Consider the following 23731-nt stretch of genomic DNA (forward strand, 5'->3'; position numbering starts at 1 on the left):
AAAGTGGAAAATCGCTTACACCATTTGTCACTCGCATAGGCTGCGGTGAGGGAATTGATCTGGCGGCGGGGAAGATGCTTTATGATCTGATGAAAAACGCTTAGGGTCATTCTTGGGTCCGTTTTTGGGAGAGATTCTGAATCAGGCGTTGCAACCAAGATTCTAGACGATCTCCTTACAAAACGGACCTTTTTTATCCTAAATCAGAATTTTCCCGGACAGTAGTGAATCAGAACCATAAAGAGTGATCATGAGAGGCCTCCCGTCAACCGGTCCAGCCGGAGCCTGTGCCGCGCATCGGTCAGCCGCCACAGGCTTGCAAAGGTTGCTGTCAGAACGCCCAGACCGGTGGCTCCGCCAAGCAGAAACATGATCATCAGCTGGTATTTGACGGCTTCCTGCGGATCAATGCCGGACAGGATCTGGCCGGTCATCATGCCGGGCAGCGAGACAGCGCCGGTTGCGGCCATGGCATTGATGATCGGTGTGAAGCCTGAGCGCAGCGCAGCGCGCAGGCAGGGCCGGGTGGCTTCCCAGCGGGTCCTGCCCAGCAGAAGCTGCGCTTCCACTTCCATCTTTCCCTTGAAAAGAGCCGTGTGCAAAGTGTCGAGGCCAAGGCTGATGCCGGTCATGGTGCTGCCCAGGATCATGCCGAACAGGGGCAGCGAATATTGCGGCAGCCAGACCGGATCAGGGCGGATCTGTCCGGCCAGCGCATAGGCGGCGACCAGAATTCCGGCCAGAAGCAAGGCCCCGCTGCCAAAGGCGGGGCCCCACAGGCCGGACAGGCGCCGGTCCTGCCGGGCCCAGATTTCCCGGGCCGCGAACGCGCCCATTACGGCGGCGGCCAGCAGGGTCCACCAGAAGGAGGCGGTGAAGAAGATCGCCTTCAGAACAAGTCCCACAAGCAGCAACTGAACGGTCATGCGCAGTGCCGAAACAACCAGCGTTCTGGTGAGCCCGAGGCTGAGGGCAAGAGATAGACCGGCATTTACAAGCAAAAAGACCGACGCTGCCGCGAGATCCCAATAGGAGAGTGTTACATAGCTGGTCATGCCGCAGCCTCTCCAGGCGCAGATGGCTCCAGACGCCCTGAGCGCATGCGCATCTGCCGGGCCCCCAGGCGGGCGGGCTGATCCGGGTCATGGGTGACGATAAGGATCGTGCATTGGGCCTCCATCTGCGCCCGCAGCAGCGCTTCCACCTTGGCGGTGGTTGGCGGGTCCAGGGCCGAGGTAGGTTCATCCAACAAAAGCACATTTGGTTGGAGCTGAAGGGCCCGGATCAGGGCAAGGCGTTGCCTTTCTCCGGTGGACAGGCGGCTGACCTGCCAGGACAGGGCCTTTTTCAGCCCGACGGCGTCCAGCAACGGGGCTAGACCGTCCTGCCCGGCAAAGTGGTCTGCGACCCGGTCCGCCCACCAGCCGCTTTCGGCTGGCACATAGGCGACCTTGCGCCGCCAGCCGGGCGCAGAGAACGTGGATCTGGGGAGGCCGTTCAGGCAGATGGCGCCGGAATTGTCGTCAAGATCAGCAATGGCGCGCAAGAATAGGGATTTGCCCGCACCGGACGGGCCGTGAATGGCAGTACAGGTGCCTTCGCGAAGGTCAAGATCGAGCGGGCCGATCAGTGCTGTGCGCAACTGCTTGATGGACAGCACCGTGGTTGTCTCCCTCACAATGCCCGAATGCTACAGCGGACGGAAGCAGGGGACAATCGGCTTTCTGCCCAAGGGGCGACAGGTCGAAAGAGGCGGGACGTCCGTCTTGGAAAGGGTGTCCCGCAACTTTTGTCGAGCGGTTGGTCTCAGCGGTCCGCCATGGCCTTGGACAGGTTCTCGTCGATCTTGTCCAGGAAGCCGGTGGTGGTCAGCCAGGCCTGCTCGGGGCCGACCAGAAGGGCCAGATCCTTGGTCATATAGCCAGCTTCCACCGTGTTGATGCATACGGTTTCCAGGGTCTTGGCAAAGCGGGCCAGCTTGTCATTGCCGTCAAGCTTGGCCCGGTGGGCAAGGCCCCGCGTCCAGGCGAAGATCGAGGCGATGGAGTTGGTGGAGGTGCTTTCGCCCTTTTCGTGCTGGCGGAAGTGGCGGGTCACCGTGCCATGGGCGGCCTCGGCTTCGACCGTTCTGCCATCCGGGGTCATCAGAACCGACGTCATCAGGCCGAGAGAACCGAAGCCCTGCGCCACCGTGTCGGACTGGACGTCGCCGTCATAGTTCTTGCAGGCCCAGACATAGCCGCCGGACCATTTGAGGGCCGAGGCGACCATATCGTCGATCAGCCGGTGCTCGTACCAGATGCCCGCATCGGCGAATTTTTCCTTGAATTCGGCCTCATAGGTCTCCTGGAACAGGTCCTTGAAGCGGCCATCATAGGCTTTCAGGATCGTGTTTTTGGTGGAGAGATAGCAGGGCACCTTGCGCTGCAGGGCGTAGTTCATGGACGCGCGGGCAAAGTCGCGGATCGAATCGTCCAGATTGTACATGGCCATGGCCACACCGGCGGAAGGGGCGTCAAAGACGTCGCGCTCGATTTCCGTGCCGTCTTCGCCGACAAATTTGATGGTCAGCTTGCCCTTGCCGGGGAAAGTGAAGTCCGTGGCCCGGTACTGGTCGCCAAAGGCGTGACGGCCAACAATGATCGGCTGGGTCCAGCCCGGCACCAGACGCGGCACGTTCTGCATGATGATCGGCTCGCGGAAGATCACCCCGCCCAGAATGTTGCGGATCGTGCCATTTGGCGATCGGTACATGCGCTTCAGGCCGAATTCTTCCACGCGGGCTTCGTCCGGGGTGATGGTGGCGCATTTGATGCCGACCCCGTGTTCTTTGATCGCCTCCGCCGCGTCGACCGTGATCTGATCGTCGGTCTCGTCGCGCTTCTGAATCGACAGGTCATAATAGAGCAGATCCACGTCTAGATAGGGGTGGATCAGCTTGTCCTTGATAAAGGCCCAGATGATGCGGGTCATCTCGTCGCCGTCGAGCTCGACAACCGGATTATCAACTTTGATCTTTGCCATTGGGGAACTGCCTCGCGGGATTTGGGGACTGGAACGGTGAACCGGTCCGCAGACCGGGATGTGCCCGGGACTATGACACCGATTTGTAGCGGAATTTTATTGTGTGCGCTTGTATACAATAAAAGACGAATGCGCAAGACCAGCGCTGTCCGGGCAAGCCGGTTGCACCTGTCTGGTGGTCATGTCAAAAAAATGGGCAGGTCTGCGGCACTGGTCAGCACCGCATCGGCCAGCGGTGCCAGGTCTGCATGACTGCCCGTGCCGGTGAGCACACCAAGCGCCAGTCCGGCCCCGGCGGATCTGGCCATGTGCAGGTCATGGGTGTTGTCGCCGATGACTGCAATTCTGGCCGGGGGCAGGCCGGTGGCCTTCGCAAAGGCATGCACCATGCCGGGTTCGGGCTTGGGGCCATGGCCGCTGTCATAGCCGCACAGGAACTCGAACCGGGAGATCAGGCCGCTTCCGGTCAGGAACTTGCGGATGGCCGTTTCGCTGTCACTTGAGGCGACACCTAGCCGCAAGCCCCTGTCTTTCAGAACATCCAGGGCGCCGGCAAGACCGGGCAGGGCCGGGGCGCCGGTCATGCGTTCGCTGAAGATGCGGTCGAGCTCTGCCGCCAGACTGTCAGCGGGAAACGCGGCGCCAAGGGCGATCCAGGCGGCGGCGATTTCGGCCGAATTTCCGGCCGCCAGCAGCGATCCGGCCGCACAGGTGCCGCTGGCCCGGTTCAGGCCGGTCGCCGCCAAAAACCGCTCGGCCAGGGCCGCATCCCCCTTGGCGGCAAACAGGGAGGCCGTGTCATAGGCCGGGATCCAGGCTTCGTCAAAGTCGAGCAACGTGCCGTCCTTGTCGAACAATATGGCGCTGATGGCGGTTTTCATTCTGGGGCCTTCTTGGAGGACGTGCAGCACTCGCGGGGCATCAATGCAGCCGGTCGCCGCCTTTTGCGTGGATCAGGATGTCCAGCAGGAATGGAATGGTGGTGGCGCCGAACAGGCTGGGGGCCACCAGATTTTTGTCTTCCACTTCGTTTACAAGACCGAGGTCCTTAAACAGCTCGAAGATCTTTGAGGTGTCGCCCTCCAAGTCATTTTTGAGAGCGTGTTTTGGATGGGAGAAAAAATGGCGAAGCGCCAGCAGATGGTCAAGGGGCAGGGTGTCCTGATAGTCCCACATGGGAGCATAGGCTTCCATGAAGGTACGAAGGGCGGCCAGATTTCCGTCCAGTTGCTCTTCCAGTGACAGCTGGGCACCGAAAAAGTCTGGCAGATGTTTCTGCCCGTACTCCGTCACCGTATGAGAGTGCAGGAGCTCGGCCACTTCCTCGGGAAGCGCGTCCGGGTCAAGCTGCATGTAGCCCAGAAAGGACAGGCGGGTGTAAAGCTCATCCGTAACGCTGTCCGTTTCTGTCACGATGACCGGGATATCGTCCTCGTCAATCAGTTTGACACCGGACTGAAGGGTCGACATGTCACCGTCGCTCAAGGCCTGAAACATCAGGCAGGTATCGGCCCACCAGTTGAGATCACGCGGATCGTCCGCCGGGGTCCGGATCGTAAATTCCTCCTTGGCGCCGTTGGTGACGGTTCTGGCATAGTTGCGCTTTTCGGTGGTCACGGAAACAGTCCCTGAAGTCTGGTTGAATCACTTTGAGCGTATCGCATCTTTCCTGCGACGGGCGAGCCGCGGTCTTCCGGTTTCACCCCCTTTGTCTCTTGCGGTCAAATGTGGGATTTCAGGCCGCAAAAGGCAAATCCGGTGAACCGCATTTGGCTCTCAAACACTGGAGGGCTGCGATGTCCTTGCTTTCAGGCCGCACAGGAAGCTCCGCTTCGACGCGCCTTTTGAAAAAAGGGCGGCCAGAGCCGCCCTTTCTGTCTTGCTGATGTTCCTTAGGGTCAGTCAATGATGCCGTTCAGCGTTGCGCTGGGGCGCATCACCGCGTCAACCTTGGCCTGAGGCGCATGGTAATATCCGCCGGTGTCGGCCGGGCTGCCCTGAACCCCGTTCAGTTCACCAACGATCTTGTCTTCATTGGCGGAGAGCGCGTCGGCAATTGGCGAGAAATGCGCTTTCAGCTCCCCATCCGTGTCCTGGGCGGCCAGGGCCTTGGACCAGTAAAGGGCGATGTAGAAATGGCTGCCGCGGTTGTCGAGGCCGCCAACCCGGCGGGCCGGGGACTTATCATTGTCGAGCAGCTGCTCAATGGCTGTGTCGAGGGCCTCGGCCAGAAGCTGGGCCTTGGCATTGCCGGTGACATTGGACAAATGTTCGAGCGAGGCGCCAAGGGCACAGAACTCGCCAAGCGAATCCCAGCGCAGGTAGTTTTCTTCCTGCAGCTGCTGCACATGTTTGGGGGCGGAGCCGCCCGCACCGGTTTCAAACAGGCCGCCGCCATTCATCAGCGGCACGATGGACAGCATCTTGGCAGAGGTGCCGACTTCCAGGATCGGATAGAGATCGGTCAGGTAGTCGCGCAGCACGTTGCCGGTGATAGAGATCGTATCCTCGCCCTTGGCAATGCGCGCCGTGGAATACGCGGCGGCTTCCGCGGGGGCCATGATCTTCAGGTCCAGGCCGGTCGTGTCGTGCTCCGGCAGATAGGCCTCTACCTTTTTGATCAGCTCCGCATCATGGGCGCGGGTCTTGTCGAGCCAGAAGACACCCGGCATGCCGGACAGGCGGGCGCGGGTGACGCCAAGTTTCACCCAGTCCCGGATCGGGGCATCCTTGGTGCGGCAGGCGCGCCAGATGTCGCCAGCTTCCACCGTGTGCTCAATCAGGGGCGTGCCGGCCGCATCGACCACGCGGATGGTGCCGTTGGCGGGGGCCTTGAAGGTCTGAGGGTGGGAGCCGTATTCCTCGGCCTTCTGGGCCATCAGGCCCACATTGGGCACGGTGCCCATTTTGGCCGGATCGAGGGCGCCGTTTTCCCGGCAGAAATCAATAACGGCGGAATAGACGCCCGCATAGGAGCTGTCCGGAATGACGCATTTGGCATCGCCTTCCTTCCCGTCCGGCCCCCAGCCTTTGCCGCCTGCGCGGATCAGCGCGGGCATGGACGCATCGATGATCACATCGGAAGAGACATGCAGGTTGGTGATGCCCTTGTCGGAGTTGACCATGTACATGGCCGGGCCGGTGTCCAGAGCCGCTTTCAGGTCGGCCTCAACCTCCGCGCGTTTGTCTGCAGGAAGGCTGGCTACCTTGGCCTCCAGATCGCCAATTCCAAGATCCGGGTTGACGCCAAGGTCGGCAAAGGTGGCGGCATGTTTGGCAAACACGTCCTTCAGGAAGGCCTCGACACAATGGCCGAAGATGATCGGGTCAGAGACCTTCATCATCGTCGCCTTCATGTGCAGGGAGAACAGGATGCCCTGGTCCTTGGCGTCCTGAATTTCCTTTTCCAGGAAGGTTTTCAGAGCCTTGACGCTCATGAAGGTGCCGTCGATGACGTCGCCTTCCTCAAGCGGCCAGTCGCCTTTCAGGGCGGTCACATCGCCGTTTTGGCCCACAAATTCGATCCGGGCCGTGCCGGCGGAGGCGGCTGAGATGGTGACGGACTTTTCGTTGGAGCGGAAGTCATCCGCGCCCATGGTGGCAACATGGGTCTTGGACGAGGGCAGCCATTCGCCCATCCGGTGCGGGTTCTTCTTGGCATATTCCTTGACTGCCTTCGGGGCGCGGCGGTCGGAATTGCCTTCACGCAGAACCGGGTTCACGGCCGAGCCCTTGATGGCGTCATACCTGGCCTTGACGGCCTTGTCTTCGTCTGTTGCGGCATCAGCCGGATAGTCGGGCAGCTTGTAACCCTGACCCTGAAGCTCCTTGATGGCGGCATTCAGCTGGGGCTGGGAGGCGGAAATGTTCGGCAGCTTGATCACATTGGCGCTGGGCTCTTTGACCAGTTTGCCGAGTTCGGCCAGATCGTCGGACTGTTTCTGTGCATCGCTCAGGTGCTCGGGAAAGGCGGCCAGAATGCGGGCTGCAAGGGAAATGTCCCGGGTGCCGATGCTCAGTCCCGCAGCCTTTGTAAAGGCGCGGATGATGGGCAGGAACGAGGCGCTTGCCAGTTCAGGCGCTTCGTCGACCTTGGTGTAGATGATATCGGCCATGGTTCTCACAGTTCCCGGTGTTCGACATTTGGTCCAGAGTTTGAATAGCCGTCTGCGGAAACGGGCGGGGCCGTTCCGGACGGGGTCCGACAGGCGTATACATTTGTACGCAATCAATTGCCAGCCCTTCAAAAGACAAAGACGGCTGATGCTGGCCCGTTCTAGCAAACGGGTGTGAAAAGTCTATCGGGTTGCACGTCTATCGGGTTGCACAAGGGGACCGGCTGTGGACTGTCGCGGTTTGGCAAAGCTGTCAGGCGGGCAGGCCTCTTATGGAGCTGTTTGGGCAGCCGGCCCTGCCCAGAACGCCCGGGCTGCTTCCGGCAATGCCGCCAGGACCCGGTCCAGGTCTTTTTCATCCATCGAGGATCGCCTGAGCGCTGCGGCCACATCCCCAATTGCCGTGTCAGGCGCGAGATTGTGATCCTTACGCACAGACTTGACCTCCCGGATCAGCTCAGCCCGCTCCGGAAAAGGAAGCGGTGGGTCCTGCGGGCTCCAGTCCTCAACGAAAATTGCCCGGGTGACGGCGGGCAGGATATTGGCGAAGCGCAGGGCGTCTTTGACGGTGAGATGGGCCCGGAACGTGTGCAGAACCGCCCGGAGCGTGTGATAAGCCTGATGGTGGGTCTGCAACATGCAGGTGTCGCGCACATCCTGAATAAAGGCGTCGAAGTCCCGAGAGGCGAGAAAATAGGTTTGTGGCATGGGCATGGGCTCGGGGCTTTCGAAGGGCAATTTGCGGCCACTCTCGAGCAAAAGGCCTCCTGTGTCATCCCCTCGTGGCAGGGTTGAATATGTGCGAATAGCGGGCCGGGAGGGCGGCGGAGACGGCCGATGACATTAATTATTGTTCAGCCTGGCCTTGGGCGCGAAGCTTAAAAATCTGCCCTTTTCACCCTGCAGCCTGAGGGCATTTTGCGGCTTTGGAGCGGCAAATCCGATGTGGTCATGGCCTTGATCACCGCCTTAAAGTCCTTTGGGTCCGGGCCTTTAAGTAAGATTCTTCTTTGGTCTAGCCTTTTTTGGAAATAGTTTTTTGGAAAAGCAAAAATTATTTGGCGGCTACAAAAACTAAGCTTCTGTTCAAAGTATTAATTAAATTTAATCGACACCCTCGCGTCATAAACCGGTGGTCCCATCGCCGCAAACAAGACAACACCTGCCTTCGTTCCCATCGACAGACACACAGCTTTCTATCTCAACCCATCATCATTGGAGCAATATGATGAAAGGCAAGATTGATTTGTCCCGGCGGGACGCGCTCAAATTGGCTGCAAGCCTGCCTGTTCTGCCGCTTGCGGCCGGTACCATCGGGTCCATCTTCGGCGCACAGGATGCGGTTTCGGCAAGCTTGAAGTCCGCCCGGTTTGTCGGCATGGACGCGCCGTCTATGGAAGCGCCGGACGAGATGGCGAAAACGCTGGTCAAATCGGCAATGGATGTCACGTTTACCGACGGCAGCACCAAGCGCTTCGACCTTGGCTATCAGCCCTTTTTCGTGACCGGCCAGAGCGTGCCGGACGGCAAGGGCGGCACGGTCATCGCCGGCGGCTATTATGACATCAACAACAAGCCGATCCTGGACGCCTCGGCCGAAGGGGACGTAAAGCCGCAATTCTTCTCCGATTGCCCGGATGGCAGCAGTCTCCTGACGCTGGAAAATGCCAATGTGGACGGGGTGTCCGGCAATCCGGTTTTCCACGTTGTTCAGTTTGAATATATGAGCGAAAACGCTGCGGGCGAGAACACCTACAAAACGCTTCCGGCGCCCATGGCTGTCCTGACCCTGGACCAGGACCCGCAGACCGGCCATCTGAAACTCGTCAAATATTTTCCGGTGGACAGCAGCCCGATCAACGGTCTTTGGACCACATGCGGCGCCAGCATCACCCCCTGGAACACTCATCTGTCGAGCGAGGAGTACGAGCCTGACGCGACCAAGGCCAAGACGGACAAGACCTTCCAAGCCTATAGCAAGAACCTTTATGGCGATGCGGACAAGGCCAATCCCTATCACTATGGACATATGCCGGAAGTCACAGTGCATCCGGATGGAACCGGCACCATTGCCAAGCACTATTGCATGGGACGTATTTCCCACGAGCTGGTTCAGGTGATGCCGGACGAGCGCACTGCGCTCATGGGCGATGACGCCACCAATGGCGGCTTGTTCATGTTTGTTGCCGATGAACCGCGCAAACTTGATGCGGGCACGCTTTATGTGGCCAAGTGGAACCAGCTGACGGCGGAAAATGGCGGTACGGCGGATCTCACCTGGATCAATCTGGGCCATGCGACCAGTGATGAGATCAAGGCCCTGGCCGACACACTGACCGCCGCCGACATTGTCGATGTCAAAACCGAAGACCCGGGAGACGGCAGCTACTCCCGCATTCCGTTCAGCGGCAAGACCCAGTGGGTCAAATTCGTGGACGGGCAGGACAAGGCGGCTGCCTTTCTGGAAACCCACCGCTATGCGGCCGTCAAGGGCGGCAGCCTGGGCTTTACCAAGATGGAAGGCACCACGGTCAACGCCAGGGACAAGATCGCCTATTCGGCCATGAGCTACATCAAGGGCGCGATGAAGGACGGCTCCGGGGGCGTGCGTGTCGAAGGGCCAGCGGCGGGGATCGTCTATGGGCACAAGCTGGAGGGCGGTCAGGTCGACGACCAGGGCGCTGCAATCAACAGCGAATGGGTGCCGGTTCACACTTATGCAGTGGTCGTCGGCAAGGATCTGGCCCAACAGGATGAGCTTGGCAACTACGCTGATCCCGATCTTGTGGCCAACCCGGACAATATCAAGTTCAACGAGGACATGCGCACCTTGTTCATCGGTGAAGACAGCGGCATGCATGTGAACAATTTCCTGTGGGCCTATAATGTCGACACTCAGGAACTGACCCGTATCCTGTCGACCCCGGCCGGTGCGGAATCCACCGGCCTTCACGCCGTCGACAAGGTGAACGGGTTCACCTACATCATGAGCAACTTCCAGCATCCGGGCGACTGGGAACTGAAGAAGGACAAGGCGACCGGCAAGGTCACGGGCGGCCTGCACGCCAAGGTCCATGAGCTGCTTGAGCCGTTCATCGAACAGAACTATGCCGACGCCCACGGCAAGCTCGGGGCGGCCGTCGGCTACTTGACCGGTCTGCCCGCAAAAGTCTGACGCATTCGCCTTCCCGAAAAAGCCGGTCCCGCAACAGGCGGGACCGGCAAATTCTTGAGCATCAGCAGGCTTTTATGGTTTGCCGTTTCCATTTACCAGCTCAGGTCAGGCAGTCCGTTTGCGGATCTGTATCGGCCTTTGGGGTCTGTTGCCGTCCCGGACGCAGCAAAGCGGAGATCCGGGACCGAGCACTTCGCAGCCTTTTTGCGAGCCCGTGAGCGGGGCTGGGTTCCTTTCATGCGCAGGGATCACAAATACGGCGGTGTGGATCTCTCCAGGGAGATAGAAGGAGCGCCGGGTGAAAACCGGTCTCAACCGTTTTCCTGGCGCTCAAAATGCTCTAAACCCCGCGTTATGAGCAAGAATGCATTTATCAGAGACGAAGCCAGGGCCGTGACGGTCCGGCCGCCTGCGGTGATCCTGTGCGAGCCCCAACTGGGGGAGAATATCGGCACGGCCGCGCGGGCCATGGCCAATTTCGGGCTGGTGGATCTCAGGATCGTCAATCCGCGGGACGGCTGGCCGAGCGACAAGGCACGGGCCGCGGCCAGCCGGGCGGACCATGTGATCGACAAGGTGCAGGTCTTTGACAGCGTCGAGGCAGCCATCGCCGATCTGCAATTTGTCTATGCGACCACCGCGCGCTCCCGGGAAGTGCCCAAGCCGGTGCGCGGTCCCGATGAGGCAGCTGAAAAGGTTGTGGACCTCGGCCGGAAAGGCCATGCGAGTGGCTATCTGTTCGGGCGGGAGCGCTGGGGGCTCAACAATGAGGAAATCGCGCTGGCAGACGAGATTGTCACTCTGCCGGTCGACCCGGATTTCGCCTCGTTGAACATTGCCCAGGCCGTGCTGGTCTGCGCCTATGAATGGCGAAAGACGGCCACCTCCGGCGCGCTGCCGTTCCTGTTGTCGGAAGACGAGCATCCTCCGGCGAAAAAGGAAGATGTGGTGCGCTTTTTCGAGCATCTGGAAGGGGCGCTGGACAACGCGACCTTTTTCCGTCCGCCGGAACGCCGCCCGCATATGGTGCGCACCTTGCGCAATATCTTCCAGAAGGCGGAGTTGACGGAGCAGGAAGTGCGCGCGCTGCGCGGTGTGATCGCCTCGCTGGAAAAGCGCGAGACCCGGCCGCGCAAGGACCGGGGCGGGGCAGGTGGCCCGGACGGCAGCGGGGAGTAGGGCCGGTGGTGGACAGGCAGGCGCCGGTTCTGATTTTTGATTCCGGCCTTGGCGGCCTGACGGTTCTGCGCGAAGCCCGCTATCTTTTGCCCTATGAGCGCCTGCTTTATGTGGCTGATGATGCCGCGTTCCCGATTGGCCGCTGGCCGGAAGCAGACTTGAAAGCCCGCTTGCTGGCGCTTTTTTCTGACCTTATCGCGATCCACCGGCCCAAAGCGGTGGTGATCGCCTGCAACACAGCCTTCACCCTGGCGGGGGAGGCGCTGCGCGCGGCCCATCCTGAAACGCCTTTTGTGGGCACCGTTCCGGCAATCAAACCGGCGGCGGAGCGTACCTCCTCCGGGCTGATTTCCGTTCTGGCGACGCCGGGCACCGTGCGCCGGGCCTATACGCGGACCCTGATTGAGAGTTTTGCGGGCCAATGCCACGTGCGGCTGGTGGGCTCGGACCGTCTTGCGGAACTGGCGGAACAGCATTTGCGCGGCAACACCGTCCCGGATGCAGAGCTTCACGCTGAAGTCGCAGACTGTTTTCTGGAGCAGGACAGCCGGCGGACCGACATCGTGGTGCTGGCCTGCACCCATTACCCGTTTCTGGCCAACCGGTTCCGCAAGATAGCCCCCTGGCCGGTTGACTGGCTGGACCCGGCTGAGGCCATTGCCCGGCAGCTGGTGCGTGTTCTGGCGGGCAAGACCGCTCCCACGGGGCATGGTTTGCCGGATGAGGCGGTGTTCACCTCAAAGCCGAGCGATGCTGGTCTGCAACGGCTTCTGGCAGGGTTCGGGCTTCAGTTGACGCGCTGACATGGCTTTAAGAACTCAACTCTTTTCGATTTGAATTACTCCCACTCTGTTGAAGCCGTTGGCGCCTGACGATAAGGATGAACAAGAATTCGTGACACAATTGTCAATCCGAACGCATACCAACCATCCCTCAGACGTCGCTACGTCAGTTTGAAATCTAACCGCAAATCGAACAATTCCGGTTGTACGCAGTTTGGTACTATTGCTAAGGTTTGGTTAAGCTTAGGAGGGGTGCCGTCTGGTAGTTCTGACCGTTAGCCGTCCCTTGAGGCGAGGGGCGGTTTCGGGTGAGCAGAGGGGCTTGGGGCAAGGCGGGCAGAAGCGGGTGTGATCTGTCCGGGCCCACGGAAAGTGTGACTGAACATTTAGTGCAATTTTCCAGATTGTCTTAGTAATTAGTTCTTGTGACGGAGGGTTTCAGATACTTGTTGGCTTGTTGCTCGTTTGGAATCCAAGACTAACTTCTATCTAGATCCAAGAGTTCATACATCTTCCGTTTAGCAAAATGAGATGGCAACCGTCAAAAAAATCTTTGATTTTTGTCAACCACTACTGTGTCGGGAAATTCAAATGAGAAATCGGGTGTAGAATGAAAATAAAAAAAGAGAATTGGAAAGTAGCATTATTCAAACTCTTTCTTTCTTTCTTTTTGATGGACAGTCTATCGGCTCAATTCGCCTCAGCAAATGAAGAGAAAGTATGCTCAGTAAAATGGTCGTGGTATGCAAATAAATTATCTAAATTAATTTCGATGGAAGCGCGAAAAACTATGTTGTTTGCCGGGTCTGACGGGCGTATTTTCAATTGTTACAGCATTGCATTGGAAAAAAGTGAGCTGGAATTTATAGAGGAACTTGAAAAAACATTTGCCTCGGATGAAAACGAGGAAAATAAATTAAATGTTGGTGATGAGGTTTGCGTTATCGCAAAGTATACATACGAACATAGATTGGTGAATTATATTGTAAGGCTTCCATATGATAGAAAATTACTAGAGAGTAAGAGTTGTGTCGAAAGTGTCGATGCGGCCGTAGACTACTACTTTGGGGCGTCAAATGATTGAAACTGAAATTTACTCTTAGAGACCGACTCGAAACTCTATGAATAATAGCAGTACCTTGCGAGACGTCTGGTTGTGAGTCAGATATGGGCGACGTTGATCCATGCCTCGGCTGAGGCGATGGATTTGTCCCAATCCTTTGCAAGTCGCCGACAGCGTCCAAGCCAAGTAAATGTTCGTTTGACGACCGAGCGGCGGGGCAACACTTCAAAAGCCTTTGCGGTATCGGATCGCTTGACGATCTCCACCGTCCATTCACCGACCCGCTCGAGCGCACCACGCAGTTTCGGCCCCTGATAGCCCCCATCGGCGAATATGTGCCGCAGCCACGGACAGGACCGGCGGATGGAAGCAAGCACGGCGGGAGCGCCGTCGCGGTCCTGAATATCGGCGCCATGAATGACCAGGCCAACCATGAGGCCGATGGTATCGACGACAATATGCGGTTTGCGTCCCTTGACCTTCTTACCCATCGCCCGGCAGGCGAAGCGAAGCATCGCTGAGAGGGGGCATCGAATCCGCAAACCCCACCGCTTTCCGTAGTTTTTACGCTCTGGCTGTCGATCACGCCGGCCGTCGGGCTGGCTTCGCGCCCCTCCAGTTCCCGCGTGTCCATGACAAGGTGGAAGCGGATCGTCTGCAACAGGCCGCTGTCGCGCCAATCATAGAAATAACGTTGAACCGTCGAATAGGGCGGCAGGTCCTTTGGCAATTGAACCCACTGACAACCCGTCGTCGCCATATAGAGGATCGCGTTCATGACCTCACGCAGATCGGTCGTGCGAGGACGTCCGAGCCGCCTGGGCGGCGGCATGAAGGGCGCGATCAACTCCCATTCCCGGTCGGTCAAATCACTTGCAGAGCGCGTCGTCTTGCGCCGATACTCCAGGCGGGCGGTTTCAGTCCAAGGCATTTGGGGCTCCGTTCGGTTTGGCAACAGAACTGAATCACAACCTACTGAAACCGCTCAACTCTTTTCGAGTTGGGCTCTTAGACATCTAGAGAATACAACGAACTGGAGATTAATGGTGCGGTTTTGTGGAGAAAAATACGCGATTTTATTGAGTGCGTTTCTGTTTCTACTGCCACCAATTGCTTTTGCTGAATCAGTAAATCCAAAAGATCTGGGCAGGAAGATAGAAGAGTCGATTTTCATATTTAGTGATGAAAAATATTCAATCGAGACGAAGCATTGTTTAGTAAGAATTACTCGAAAAAACACGGATTGTGAGCATTCTGACGCTGTTTCCGAAGTCGAAACGAGTATTTTTTTTGATGAAATCGATCATTTGCAATTGTTAGGTAGCCGCAAAGAATATAGAATTATAGATTTCTTAAAAAGCAAAAATAGAAGTAAATCCAAAGTTATATATACAAAATGTGACGGTAAGCGCGTTGTTTCCTATGACGATGGCGAGTTTTCAATTCTCGTAAAGGGCGATTTAGACCGTAATTTGATGAACAGTCTTGAATCAATTCGAAGGGATTGCGCAAAATGATTAAAAGTAATCATGAGAAATATATCCATGCGGAAACTATAAAATATAATCATGATCTATCTTCTAAGAATTTCAGCGCATCCGGGACTTTATGGTGGTCCGGTTGGCGGACGGGTCCGAGGCGGACTATCGCGCTGGTGTCTATCTCGCCCGTGAAGCGCATCAGAACACGATCTTCCGCGACATTCCGTTTTGCGAAGCAAAAGCGCGCGCGATTTTCGACAAGGCGATGGCACAGCCGAACCGGTTCGGGCTGATCTATGCTGTTCCAGTCGGCAGTAAGCCACTTGCAGAAGATGGCCTCTACGGCTTTGCCTCGGTTCATGCGAGGGAAGTATTTCCTGGGGTCTGGAGCGCTGATTGCGACGGTGCAGACGTTGAATATCAGCGGGCAGCTCTCCGGGAAGATGCTCGCAGGTAAAGTTGCCCTCCGGCTGATGCAGGCGGTCCGCCAGTGGGCTAAAGAACGGCGCTGCAGCCATATTCTGGTCCACGTTACCAATGGCATGAGCGCGGCGGAAAGTGACAAGTTTTTTCGCCGATTTGGGATGAATACAGTTGGGGGGAAATATGTTGAGGTTCTCTATGTTTCGAGTGCTTTTGATCAAATTTAGTAGATAAAAATAGGTTGGAGTGGAATTACTTGAGTGCGAAAGTTCGAAACTGGAGCGTTTTGGATGCCATGCTTGATATCCGGATTTTTTATTTCGATAGCGCATGAGGTCAAAAATCTAATTTTACTCGAGGTATTTGTGCATTGGAGCGTTAAAAAGGGGCTTTTTTGATGGTTCACCAAAGAAAAATTGCATTTTTGTTTTTGTTGACTGTTTTGTATTTGTTTCAAGAAACGAATTCGGTCGAGAGTTCTGATGATTTCGAGGGGTTGAGTAAGTTGATAGAAAAATCAATGTTTACCTTTGGAAATGCAAAATATACAGTCAAAATAAATCAGTGTTTACTAAAAATCATACAGCAAAATTCTACCTGCAATCATCCAGAAGCTGTATCTAGGGTGGAGCAAAGTATTTTTCTGGATGAAATAAAGCGTGTAGATTTATACGGAGGTAATGGTGCAACCAAGAGTATTTCTTTTTATGGGCTCTCGCAAAAAGGTAAATCAAAAACCCAATACTTAAAATGCAATGGCGTTCAGATTGTTTCTTATGACAAATTCGAACTATCGCTTGTAATGAAGGGTGATTTAGAGCCCGCGATCCTTACAAAGATTGATAAAATTAGGAAAAAGTGCGCTAAATGATGTAAAGTAAATATTCTTCCCTTCTTAAGAAACGATTTAAGACTACTTGAGTGATATCCAAGGGTTGTGATGCAACATTTCTGACAAGAATGTGGAGGATCGGATGCCCTGGGATGATGTCACTCAACTACTTTCAAATCCGGCTCTAAGACGCGTCTTCGCGAAGTTTCTTCAGCACGAGGCCAGTCTTGGAATGTTTGGCCGCAATCTTCAGTTCGGCGATTTCTTCGCTCAGCTCGTTCGGGCGCAGCGTTAGCCCCTGGGGCAGGCTGAGGATGGAAACCGAACATTCCAGCAAGGGGAATTGCCGGGTGGTGCCGAACCGGTCCTGAGCTTCGATATAGCCGAGTTCCCTGTGCTTGGCCTCATAAAAGCTCTCCACGTCCAGGCGAAACGGCACTGTCTGCGCAGGTGAGCGGCGCGGCGCAGGATGCCAGGTCGTTTGGCGGGCGCGGCAGATATGGCGCGGGCCAAAGGAAATATGGTAGTCCGGTTGGAGGACGGGTCTGCGGCTGATTTCCGCGCGGGTGCCTATCTTGCCGGCGCATCAGAAGGCGATCTTCCGCGACATTTCGTGTTCCGAAGCAAAAGCGCGTGCGAATTTCGACAAGGCGATGGCACAGCCGAACAGGTTCGGGGTGATCTATGCCGTGCCGGGAGGAGGGGAACCGCCTTCCGAAGACGGTGTCTACGGTTTTGCCTCGCTTCACGAGGGAGGTGTTTATATAGTGAAAATAACAAACAAAAATATAACCAATACGGTGCTAAGGCAAAGGTTTCCAGGTGTGGGTTTCAAGTTGTTTTCTTATTTTTTTCTAATGTCGGTGATCGTACTCATCGTATCGTTTTTCAACGGTTACGCTAATGAGATTGGTTTTGTCCATATTTTTACTTCTTTTATTCTATTTTCTTGGTTTCGATTATATTCTAACTCGAAATTGACCGTTGATCTTGATAGGAGTTCAAATATTCTGACCGTAAAAGAATGTAATGTGGAATTCCTAAAGGCAAAGGTAAGGGGTGAATTTAGACAAAATAATTTAACATCAGTAAAAATAGACATTTTAGATTATTATATTGAAAAAATACATTTGAAATATAAATTTAATATTATTCGCTCGCGTGAAAATAAGGTGCTGATAAGCAAATTATTCTTGAAAGATTTTGCTGTATGAGTGTCGGAGATGTAATTTTTTCTTTTGTGTTGGGAAGGTTTGCACAGAACTCGGTGAGCAAGGCTGTGACATTCCGTTTTCCGGAGCAAAAGCGCGCGCGATTTTCGACAAGGCGATGGCACAGCCGAACCGGTTCGGGCTGATCTATGCTGTTCCAGTCGGCAGTAAGCCACTTGCAGAAGATGGCCTCTACGGCTTTGCCTCGGTTCATGCGGGGGAGTATTTCCTGGGGTCTGGAGCGCTGATTGCGACGGTGCAGACGTTGAATATCAGCCGGCAGCTCTCCGGGAAGATGCTCGCAGGTAAAGTTGCCCTCCGGCTGATGCAGGCGGTCCGCCTGTGGACTAAAGAACGGCTCTGCAGCTATATATTCTGGTCCACGTTACTAATGGCATGAGCGCGGCAGAAAGCGACCAGTTTTTCCGTCGTTTTGGGATGAATACAGTTGGGGGGAATTATGTTGAAGCTGTTTAGCTCAGGCTCGCGCGATCTCACTTCGATTTTTTCAGTTCGAAAGATCTCACGGAATTAAAAGCAGAACATCATGAAACAATTTCGATACTTGAACTTCGCATTTGCACTTTGCGTCGCAGCAATTACGTTTGCATTTTCCAGTTTTGCACTTGCTGCAAATGAAAACGGAATCCGCCCAATAAAGCCTTATTCAAGCTTTGAGGACGATGAAATCGAGGATTTTATGAGGTCAATTATCTGGACCTATTTATTTTTCGGAGAATTTTCGACAGAAAACAATAACGCGGCAAATTTTATTTTTCTTTCTGGCGCTGATTACTTGGTTGGCGGTGCTGTAAATTTAGACAAAGTGAAACGTTTTCTCCCCGGGATGACGCAAGAGGAGGCGGATTTTTTCAAGGGAAAATCTGATGTGTGCCTGGTCTTTATCCTTCCATTTAAAGACTGGCCAATAACGGTTGGTGTAAACAATACGAGTAATTCTGCGAGAGATCAGAATTATAGGTGTGTACTGGATGCAATTTCTTTGTTTTTCTATGGGGAGTCCTACAAAAAACTAGAAGGAAAGAATGTTCGAGAGTATGCGCGGAACATAATTAATGAACTGATTCGGAGATTCTGATGGGCGGCAGTTTTACTAATAGGTTTAGTTCTAAAAATCCTACTGACTATTATAAAGAAGATGATCTTGGTCCGGTTGTTGATTATGGACAGTTTGGGAGTTTGACCGTTTCTCGACAAATTGGACCCGTCAATGTTGGCGCAACTGCAACACAAAAATATTCTTATGTGACTAGGGTCTGTTGACGTTCACTTGAGCCACAGGATCGTTGCGGCGAGGGATATGAATGCCGCAAAGCTGGACGCCCGCAAAAACCTCGCGTTGGAGCGTAATCTCTGATTCACTGGATGGACGGAGGTGTGGTTATGGATCCAAGGAGTCTTTTCAGTTTGTCAGAGCCCGATTTAAGAGTAGTTGAGTGATATCCAAGGGTTGTGATGCAACACTTCTGACAAGAATGTGGAGGATCGGATGCCCTGGGATGATGTCACTCAACTACTCTTAAATCGGGCTCTAAGACGCGTCTTCGCGAAGTTTCTTCAGCACGAGGCCAGTCTTGGAATGTTTGGCGGCAATCTTCAGTTCGGCGATTTCTTCGCTCAGCTCGTTCGGGCGCAGCGTTAGCCCCTGGGGCAGGCTGAGGATGGAAACCGAACATTCCAGCAAGGGGAATTGCCGGGTGGTGCCGAACCGGTCCTGAGCTTCGATATAGCCGAGTTCCCTGTGCTCGGCTTCATAAAAACTCTCCACGTCCAGGCGGAACGCCTGTTTGAGCTTCAGCATGCGATCGGCCACATCCTCCTGGTCGGTGTTCTGGATCCCGGTGAAGAAATCATCACCGCCGATATGGCCGTGGAAGATATCGGAGCCGGACAGGTGGCGTTGCAGCAGCTCTCCGAACAGGATGATCGCGCGGTCGCCCTGCTTGTAGCCATAAGTGTCGTTGAACGGCTTGAAATTGTCGAAATCCAGGTAACACAGATGCCGGTCCAGTTGGCTCTTGCGCGCGACATCGGAAATATAGCGCGACACCGCGCTGTTGCCGGGCAGCCGGGTCAGCGGGTTCTGGTCCTGGGCCTCCTGAAGGCGTTTCTCGTGAATGATCTTCAGGAGAGATGTGGCTGACAGGAACCCGGCATAGCGGAAATTCTCCGTCATGATGATGCCATCGGAATTGATCGACGAGGCGAAGGTGACCAGCAGCATATCGGCGTTGGAATCGATATCGGCAATCGGGCATGGGCGCACGAAAGACTGCAGAGGAATGTCGAGAGACGGTCTTTCGCCCGTCTCTTCCTGGCTGCCCGCATAAAGATAGGCTTTGAGGTCCCGTTCGTGGATCAGCCCGCGCGGTTCCATGTTTGAATCCAGAACCGGAATGACGGTGCCGTCGAGATTGTGAACCACCATTTCCAGCAGTTCGGCCAGCGTGGCATCGAACTGGATCGCCGGGAAGGGCAGCAATTCGCTGCGAATGCGGTTCTGCTCTTCCCGATGCAGTTGCCCCTTGCTGGGGGCCCGGACGTGATCGTAGAAGAGCTTGGCCGAGGCGCTCCCCTCAAAGGGCGGGGCCACATAAGCCCCCTGGATCATGTCACAGCCCACATCCCGGCAGGCCTTGAATTCCCGTTCGGTCTCAATTCCGACCGCAATCACCCGGGCGCCCAGCACATGGGCCAGATTGACGACGGTGGTCACGAAGAGCTTGCGACGCGGGTCGCTGTCGATCCCCTCCAGCGACAACCGGTCGATTTTCAGATAGTCGGGGGAAAGCTCGTAGATGAGGCGCAATTCCGAAGAGCCCCGGCCAACATCATCCAGCGCAATCAGGCAGCCAAGCTGGCGCAAGGTGCCGATCGCCTCCTGCATCAGGTCTGTGAAGCCGTGCTGGTCCCGTTCGCAGAATTCGATACAGACCTGGTTGGCCTGCACGCCCGACCGGGCAGCAATGGAGGGTAGCTGCAAGCGGGGGTCTTGAGAGTCGATGCCGAGCCCCCGCCCATCCAGCCGGAAATACAATTTGGTGCCCTGTGCAATCCGCAACGCCTTGAAGGTCAGAAGGGCGCGTTCGAACAAGGATGTTTCCAATTCGGGCAGGAAGCCCCGTGCAAAAGCCAGGTCATAGAGGGTATCCGCATGATGCGGCTCGTCCTGGCCGTCCACGCGGATCAAGGTCTCATAACCGTAGACAACTCCGGTGCCAGCGTCGACGATGGGCTGCAGCCGGTAGTCCAGGATCGCAATCATGTCCTCAACGGAACGCAAATGTGTGCGGCTTGAATCCGGTCCTGTTGCTTGAGTTGTCTTCAGTTCCGTTGTCATTCTCACTCTTCCCACCAAGTCGGGCATTTCTGTCCGGAGGCGTTAGGATAATGCGCTGTTTATGAAGCGTCTGCAAATATTAGCCTTGGCCGCGGTTTAATTGTCATTGTCAAAAATCGCGATTAATATTTCCTGAATGTATGCATTAAATTTGAGTATATATAAATGGTTGCAGTCGAGGTAAATTCAAATGTCTGAATTTTCAGATTGTTAATCAAATTCCGGTGGTTGCCGTTGTGTTTCACTTGCAATTTCACCCGGCACGCAGGTTTGTATTTCTACGACTGGCAGAAATTGCGCATTTCACAGCTGCCGTTACGTGCACCGAATCGAGGCAGGAATCAAGCCTGGGGTGGCAAGGGGGCAGGCTGGCCGTTGACTTTTTTTAAGGAGCACTGTAAGAGCGCGCAGTCCGGAAGGCGATTGTCTCCCGGCACTACGCACCCGTGGGCATCCGGCCGGCGCCGTCTAGCTGGGTCCCTGTCGATCCGAACAGCCTCTTTTTCGAGAGCTGCGCAGGATAAAGGAGGGCGCGTTTCCTTTTAGAAAAAACAACGCGAATTCAAAGGAAACCGCGATGTCTAAGCGCCATAGCGTTAAGTACAAAATCGACCGCCGGATGGGCGAGAACATCTGGGGCCGTCCGAAGAGCCCGGCCAATAAGCGTGAATATGGCCCCGGCCAGCACGGTCAGCGCCGAAAGGGCAAACTGTCCGACTTCGGTGTTCAGCTCCGCGCCAAGCAGAAGCTGAAAGGCTACTACGGCAACATTTCCGAAAAGCAGTTCCGCAAGGTCTATGCGGAAGCGTCCCGCCTGAAAGGCGATACGTCGGAAAACCTGATCGGTCTGCTGGAGCGCCGCCTCGACGCGATCATCTACCGTGCCAAGTTCGTTCCGACCGTGTTTGCGGCCCGTCAGTTCATCAACCACGGCCACATCAAGGTCAACGGCAAGCGCGTCAACATCCCGAGCTACCAGCTGCGCCCGGGTGACGTTGTCGAAGTCCGCGAAAAGTCCAAACAGCTTGCTCTGGTTCTGGAAGCTGTCCAGTCCGCAGAACGGGACGTGCCGGATTACGTGGATGTGGACCACGCCAAAATGACCGTGACCTACAGCCGCATTCCGGCGTTTTCTGATGTGCCTTACCCGGTGCAGATGGAACCGAACCTGGTGGTTGAGTTCTATTCGCGCTGATCAGCGCCGAATATGGTTCTTGAAAGGCCCGCCTTCTGGCGGGCCTTTTTCTTGGGCGCAGGTCTCATTGGGCGCGCATTTCTCAAATGTCGCTGCGCGGAATTCTGAGCACCTGTCCTGGAAAAATCGTGTCCGCGTCGGACAGAATATGCTGGTTCGCCTCAAAGAGCGGTTGAAAATCGGGCGTGCCGTATTGTTGCAGGGCGATCTGGGTCAAGGTGTCTCCTGGCTGAACCGTATAGGGCTGCCAGCCCCGGTATCCGGTCAGGATTTTCGGGCCGAACAGTATCGGGATCACCACAGAGGGCCCGTTTTCATTGCCCGTGTCGTCCGCCAGGGTCAGGAACAGCCGGTTGAGCTGAAGGCCGTTCACCCCCGGGATGTCGATAGAGGCCTGGAACTGGCGCAGACCGAGTGCGCCGACAGAGGCAAAGGACGTGAATTCATCATGTCCATCCGACACCCGGATGCTCAAGGTGCCTTCAAACGCGGCCGCGTTGCCTGCAATCAAAATGGTTGCGCCGACCAAATCGAACGGGCTCGGTTGCTGAATGTCGAGTGTTACGGTCATTGCACGATCCTCCTCCTGAATGTGCTTTTGCGTATCTTCGTCCCAGCCAGACCCAAGACTACACCCAATCCCGCGCGCGCGGGAGAGTGCACCCCCTGCCGCCAGCTGGCATTGAGGCGGCCGGGGGCTTGGCCTTGGCTGCGCAATCGGATACATCAACGCATCGCGTTCTAATGAAACGTCAAGGCCTGCCGTATGAATGACATTGCCGCCAGCACGGACTCGGATGTTCCGGCCCTCCTGCGTGGGGCGCCGTCCAGTGTTGAATTCAAGAAACTGCGCAAGCGGCTGTTGCGTCAGGCGCGGGAGGCCATCAGCGATTTTGGCATGCTGTCCAGGGAGGCGTCCGCCGAGACCCGGCCGAAATGGCTGGTGTGCCTGTCCGGCGGCAAGGACAGCTACACGCTGCTGGCGGTGCTGATCGAGCTGAAATGGCGGGGTCTGCTGCCGGTTGATCTGATCGCCTGCAATCTGGATCAGGCCCAGCCCGGGTTCCCGGCGGATATTCTGCCGAAATTTTTTAAGGACAACGGGATTGAGCACATCATCGTGCGCGAAGACACCTATTCCATTGTTACGGACAAGATCCCGGCGCACCGGACCTATTGTTCCTTATGCTCGCGGTTGCGCCGGGGCATTCTCTATAGGGTCGCCCGCGAGCAGGGCTGCGAGGCGATTGTCCTGGGTCATCACCGGGATGATATCCTGGAAACTTTCTTTATGAACCTTTTCCATGGCGGCCGCCTGGCCTCCATGCCGCCGAAGCTGGTCAATGACGAAGGTGATCTTCTGGTTCTGCGTCCGCTGGCCTATGCGTCTGAAAGCGATATTGCCCGCTTTTCCAACGGGATGGGCTTTCCGATCATTCCCTGCAACCTGTGCGGCTCCCAGGATGGCCTGCAGCGTGAAGAGGTCAAACGCATGCTTCAGGGCTGGGAAAAGGACAATCCGGGCCGGCTTGGTGTCATGGCCCGGGCGCTTGGCCACACCCGCCCGTCGCATCTTCTGGACCGCCAGCTCTATGATTTCGCCGCTCTGCGCCCGGCCGGGGGGCAGGTGCTGGACGGGGGCGGAGAAGCGGAAGATCCCTGCGGCGCCAGCCTTGCCATGACCGCAAAGCTGTTTGCGGCGGAGTGAACGGAACGGGCGTTTAACGCCTGACCGCCGCTACATTATCTTTGCCGGCACCCGTCGCAGGTCTGGGGACGGTGAGGGCCTGTTTTAAGAAATACGGTGCCATGTCGCCGAGTGCAGTGGTGTTTTTTGAACTGCCGGGATCGATACCTGTAAAAAATACACAAAATCAACAAATGCAAAAA

The 23731-nt window shown here is 55.9% G+C and carries 23 protein-coding genes and 1 pseudogene; 13 read left to right on the forward strand and 11 right to left on the reverse strand.

The features are described from left to right. Positions 1 to 248: 248 nt before the first annotated feature. The 7 genes from ACXAH0_RS08490 to ACXAH0_RS08520 all read right to left on the reverse strand — a co-directional run bounded on the left by ACXAH0_RS08490 (position 249) and on the right by ACXAH0_RS08520 (position 7898). The gene (locus tag ACXAH0_RS08490) at positions 249 to 1055 is read right to left on the reverse strand and encodes an ABC transporter permease (protein WP_475172961.1); all 807 of its coding nucleotides are present in this window, start codon (positions 1053 to 1055) and stop codon (positions 249 to 251) included. Continuing rightward, positions 1052 to 1660: an ABC transporter ATP-binding protein gene (locus tag ACXAH0_RS08495; RefSeq protein ID WP_475190286.1), complete on the reverse strand. Its 609-nt coding sequence runs from the start codon at positions 1658 to 1660 to the stop codon at positions 1052 to 1054. Before ACXAH0_RS08495 ends, ACXAH0_RS08490 begins: the two co-directional genes overlap by 4 nt. A 146-nt stretch (positions 1661 to 1806) precedes the next feature. Next, positions 1807 to 3024: an NADP-dependent isocitrate dehydrogenase gene (locus tag ACXAH0_RS08500; protein ID WP_475190288.1), complete on the reverse strand. Its 1218-nt coding sequence runs from the start codon at positions 3022 to 3024 to the stop codon at positions 1807 to 1809. A 179-nt stretch (positions 3025 to 3203) separates the two neighbouring features. Continuing rightward, entirely contained in the window at positions 3204 to 3905 is a 702-nt protein-coding gene (locus ACXAH0_RS08505) for an HAD family hydrolase (RefSeq protein ID WP_475190291.1), read from the reverse strand. Positions 3906 to 3945: 40 nt separating this feature from the next. Beyond that, positions 3946 to 4641, reverse strand: a complete 696-nt coding sequence (locus tag ACXAH0_RS08510; RefSeq protein WP_475172971.1) for a hypothetical protein — start codon at positions 4639 to 4641, stop codon at positions 3946 to 3948. Between the two features lie 281 nt (positions 4642 to 4922). Beyond that, positions 4923 to 7139: an NADP-dependent isocitrate dehydrogenase gene (locus ACXAH0_RS08515; RefSeq protein WP_475190292.1), complete on the reverse strand. Its 2217-nt coding sequence runs from the start codon at positions 7137 to 7139 to the stop codon at positions 4923 to 4925. A 270-nt stretch (positions 7140 to 7409) separates the two neighbouring features. Then, positions 7410 to 7898, reverse strand: coding sequence for a DUF2267 domain-containing protein (locus tag ACXAH0_RS08520; RefSeq protein WP_475190294.1), 489 nt, complete (start codon positions 7896 to 7898; stop codon positions 7410 to 7412). Between the two features lie 469 nt (positions 7899 to 8367). On the opposite strand from ACXAH0_RS08520, the gene ACXAH0_RS08525 reads away from it, so the two are divergent. The 4 genes from ACXAH0_RS08525 to ACXAH0_RS08540 all read left to right on the forward strand — a co-directional run bounded on the left by ACXAH0_RS08525 (position 8368) and on the right by ACXAH0_RS08540 (position 13359). Continuing rightward, a complete protein-coding gene (locus ACXAH0_RS08525; RefSeq protein WP_475190297.1) occupies positions 8368 to 10314 on the forward strand; it encodes a PhoX family protein in 1947 nt (648 codons plus the stop codon). 354 nt (positions 10315 to 10668) lie between these two features. Further along, positions 10669 to 11493 carry an RNA methyltransferase gene (locus ACXAH0_RS08530; RefSeq protein WP_475172977.1) on the forward strand — a complete coding sequence of 275 codons (825 nt, stop codon included), beginning with the start codon at positions 10669 to 10671 and terminating at the stop codon, positions 11491 to 11493. A gap of 5 nt (positions 11494 to 11498) precedes the next feature. Beyond that, positions 11499 to 12296 carry a glutamate racemase gene (murI, locus tag ACXAH0_RS08535; RefSeq protein ID WP_475172980.1) on the forward strand — a complete coding sequence of 266 codons (798 nt, stop codon included), beginning with the start codon at positions 11499 to 11501 and terminating at the stop codon, positions 12294 to 12296. A gap of 589 nt (positions 12297 to 12885) precedes the next feature. Next, entirely contained in the window at positions 12886 to 13359 is a 474-nt protein-coding gene (locus tag ACXAH0_RS08540; protein WP_475190298.1) for a hypothetical protein, read from the forward strand. 77 nt (positions 13360 to 13436) lie between these two features. On the opposite strand, the pseudogene ACXAH0_RS08545 reads toward ACXAH0_RS08540, so the two are convergent. Continuing rightward, positions 13437 to 14206: pseudogene (locus ACXAH0_RS08545) on the reverse strand (IS5 family transposase). Between ACXAH0_RS08545 and ACXAH0_RS08550 the strand changes: the two are divergent. The 3 genes from ACXAH0_RS08550 (at position 14115) to ACXAH0_RS08560 (ending at position 16113) form a co-directional block, all read left to right on the forward strand. Next, positions 14115 to 14855, forward strand: coding sequence for a hypothetical protein (locus tag ACXAH0_RS08550; protein ID WP_475190642.1), 741 nt, complete (start codon positions 14115 to 14117; stop codon positions 14853 to 14855). The pseudogene ACXAH0_RS08545 and the gene ACXAH0_RS08550 overlap by 92 nt on opposite strands. A 94-nt stretch (positions 14856 to 14949) precedes the next feature. Further along, entirely contained in the window at positions 14950 to 15276 is a 327-nt protein-coding gene (locus ACXAH0_RS08555) for a hypothetical protein (protein WP_475190299.1), read from the forward strand. A 363-nt stretch (positions 15277 to 15639) separates the two neighbouring features. Next, on the forward strand, positions 15640 to 16113 hold the full coding sequence (locus tag ACXAH0_RS08560) for a hypothetical protein (RefSeq protein ID WP_475190302.1): 474 nt from the start codon (positions 15640 to 15642) through the stop codon (positions 16111 to 16113). A gap of 145 nt (positions 16114 to 16258) precedes the next feature. Here ACXAH0_RS08560 and ACXAH0_RS08565 read toward each other — a convergent pair whose 3' ends face one another. After that, complete coding sequence (locus ACXAH0_RS08565) at positions 16259 to 16513, reverse strand: hypothetical protein (RefSeq protein WP_475190303.1); 255 nt, start codon at positions 16511 to 16513, stop codon at positions 16259 to 16261. 136 nt (positions 16514 to 16649) lie between these two features. Between ACXAH0_RS08565 and ACXAH0_RS08570 the strand changes: the two genes are divergently transcribed. The 4 genes from ACXAH0_RS08570 to ACXAH0_RS08585 all read left to right on the forward strand — a co-directional run bounded on the left by ACXAH0_RS08570 (position 16650) and on the right by ACXAH0_RS08585 (position 18569). Continuing rightward, positions 16650 to 17288 (forward strand): hypothetical protein, encoded by a 639-nt coding sequence (locus tag ACXAH0_RS08570; protein WP_475190304.1) that lies wholly within the window; start codon positions 16650 to 16652, stop codon positions 17286 to 17288. A gap of 115 nt (positions 17289 to 17403) precedes the next feature. Continuing rightward, entirely contained in the window at positions 17404 to 17685 is a 282-nt protein-coding gene (locus tag ACXAH0_RS08575; protein ID WP_475190305.1) for a hypothetical protein, read from the forward strand. A 147-nt stretch (positions 17686 to 17832) separates the two neighbouring features. After that, positions 17833 to 18384, forward strand: coding sequence for a hypothetical protein (locus ACXAH0_RS08580; protein ID WP_475190307.1), 552 nt, complete (start codon positions 17833 to 17835; stop codon positions 18382 to 18384). Beyond that, on the forward strand, positions 18384 to 18569 hold the full coding sequence (locus ACXAH0_RS08585) for a hypothetical protein (protein ID WP_475190309.1): 186 nt from the start codon (positions 18384 to 18386) through the stop codon (positions 18567 to 18569). Before ACXAH0_RS08580 ends, ACXAH0_RS08585 begins: the two co-directional genes overlap by 1 nt. A gap of 268 nt (positions 18570 to 18837) precedes the next feature. Here ACXAH0_RS08585 and ACXAH0_RS08590 read toward each other — a convergent pair whose 3' ends face one another. Continuing rightward, positions 18838 to 20646: an EAL domain-containing protein gene (locus ACXAH0_RS08590; RefSeq protein ID WP_475174236.1), complete on the reverse strand. Its 1809-nt coding sequence runs from the start codon at positions 20644 to 20646 to the stop codon at positions 18838 to 18840. A gap of 577 nt (positions 20647 to 21223) precedes the next feature. Between ACXAH0_RS08590 and rpsD the strand changes: the two genes are divergently transcribed. Continuing rightward, entirely contained in the window at positions 21224 to 21841 is a 618-nt protein-coding gene (rpsD, locus tag ACXAH0_RS08595) for a 30S ribosomal protein S4 (protein ID WP_475174237.1), read from the forward strand. An 82-nt stretch (positions 21842 to 21923) separates the two neighbouring features. Here the strand turns inward: rpsD and ACXAH0_RS08600 are convergent, their stop codons facing one another. Next, positions 21924 to 22412, reverse strand: a complete 489-nt coding sequence (locus ACXAH0_RS08600; RefSeq protein WP_475174239.1) for a LysM peptidoglycan-binding domain-containing protein — start codon at positions 22410 to 22412, stop codon at positions 21924 to 21926. 195 nt (positions 22413 to 22607) lie between these two features. On the opposite strand from ACXAH0_RS08600, the gene ttcA reads away from it, so the two are divergent. After that, on the forward strand, positions 22608 to 23549 hold the full coding sequence (gene ttcA / locus ACXAH0_RS08605) for a tRNA 2-thiocytidine(32) synthetase TtcA (protein ID WP_475190311.1): 942 nt from the start codon (positions 22608 to 22610) through the stop codon (positions 23547 to 23549). The last annotated feature ends 182 nt before the right edge of the window (positions 23550 to 23731 follow it).

The organism is Roseibium sp. AWQ4_290 (assembly GCF_056160985.1).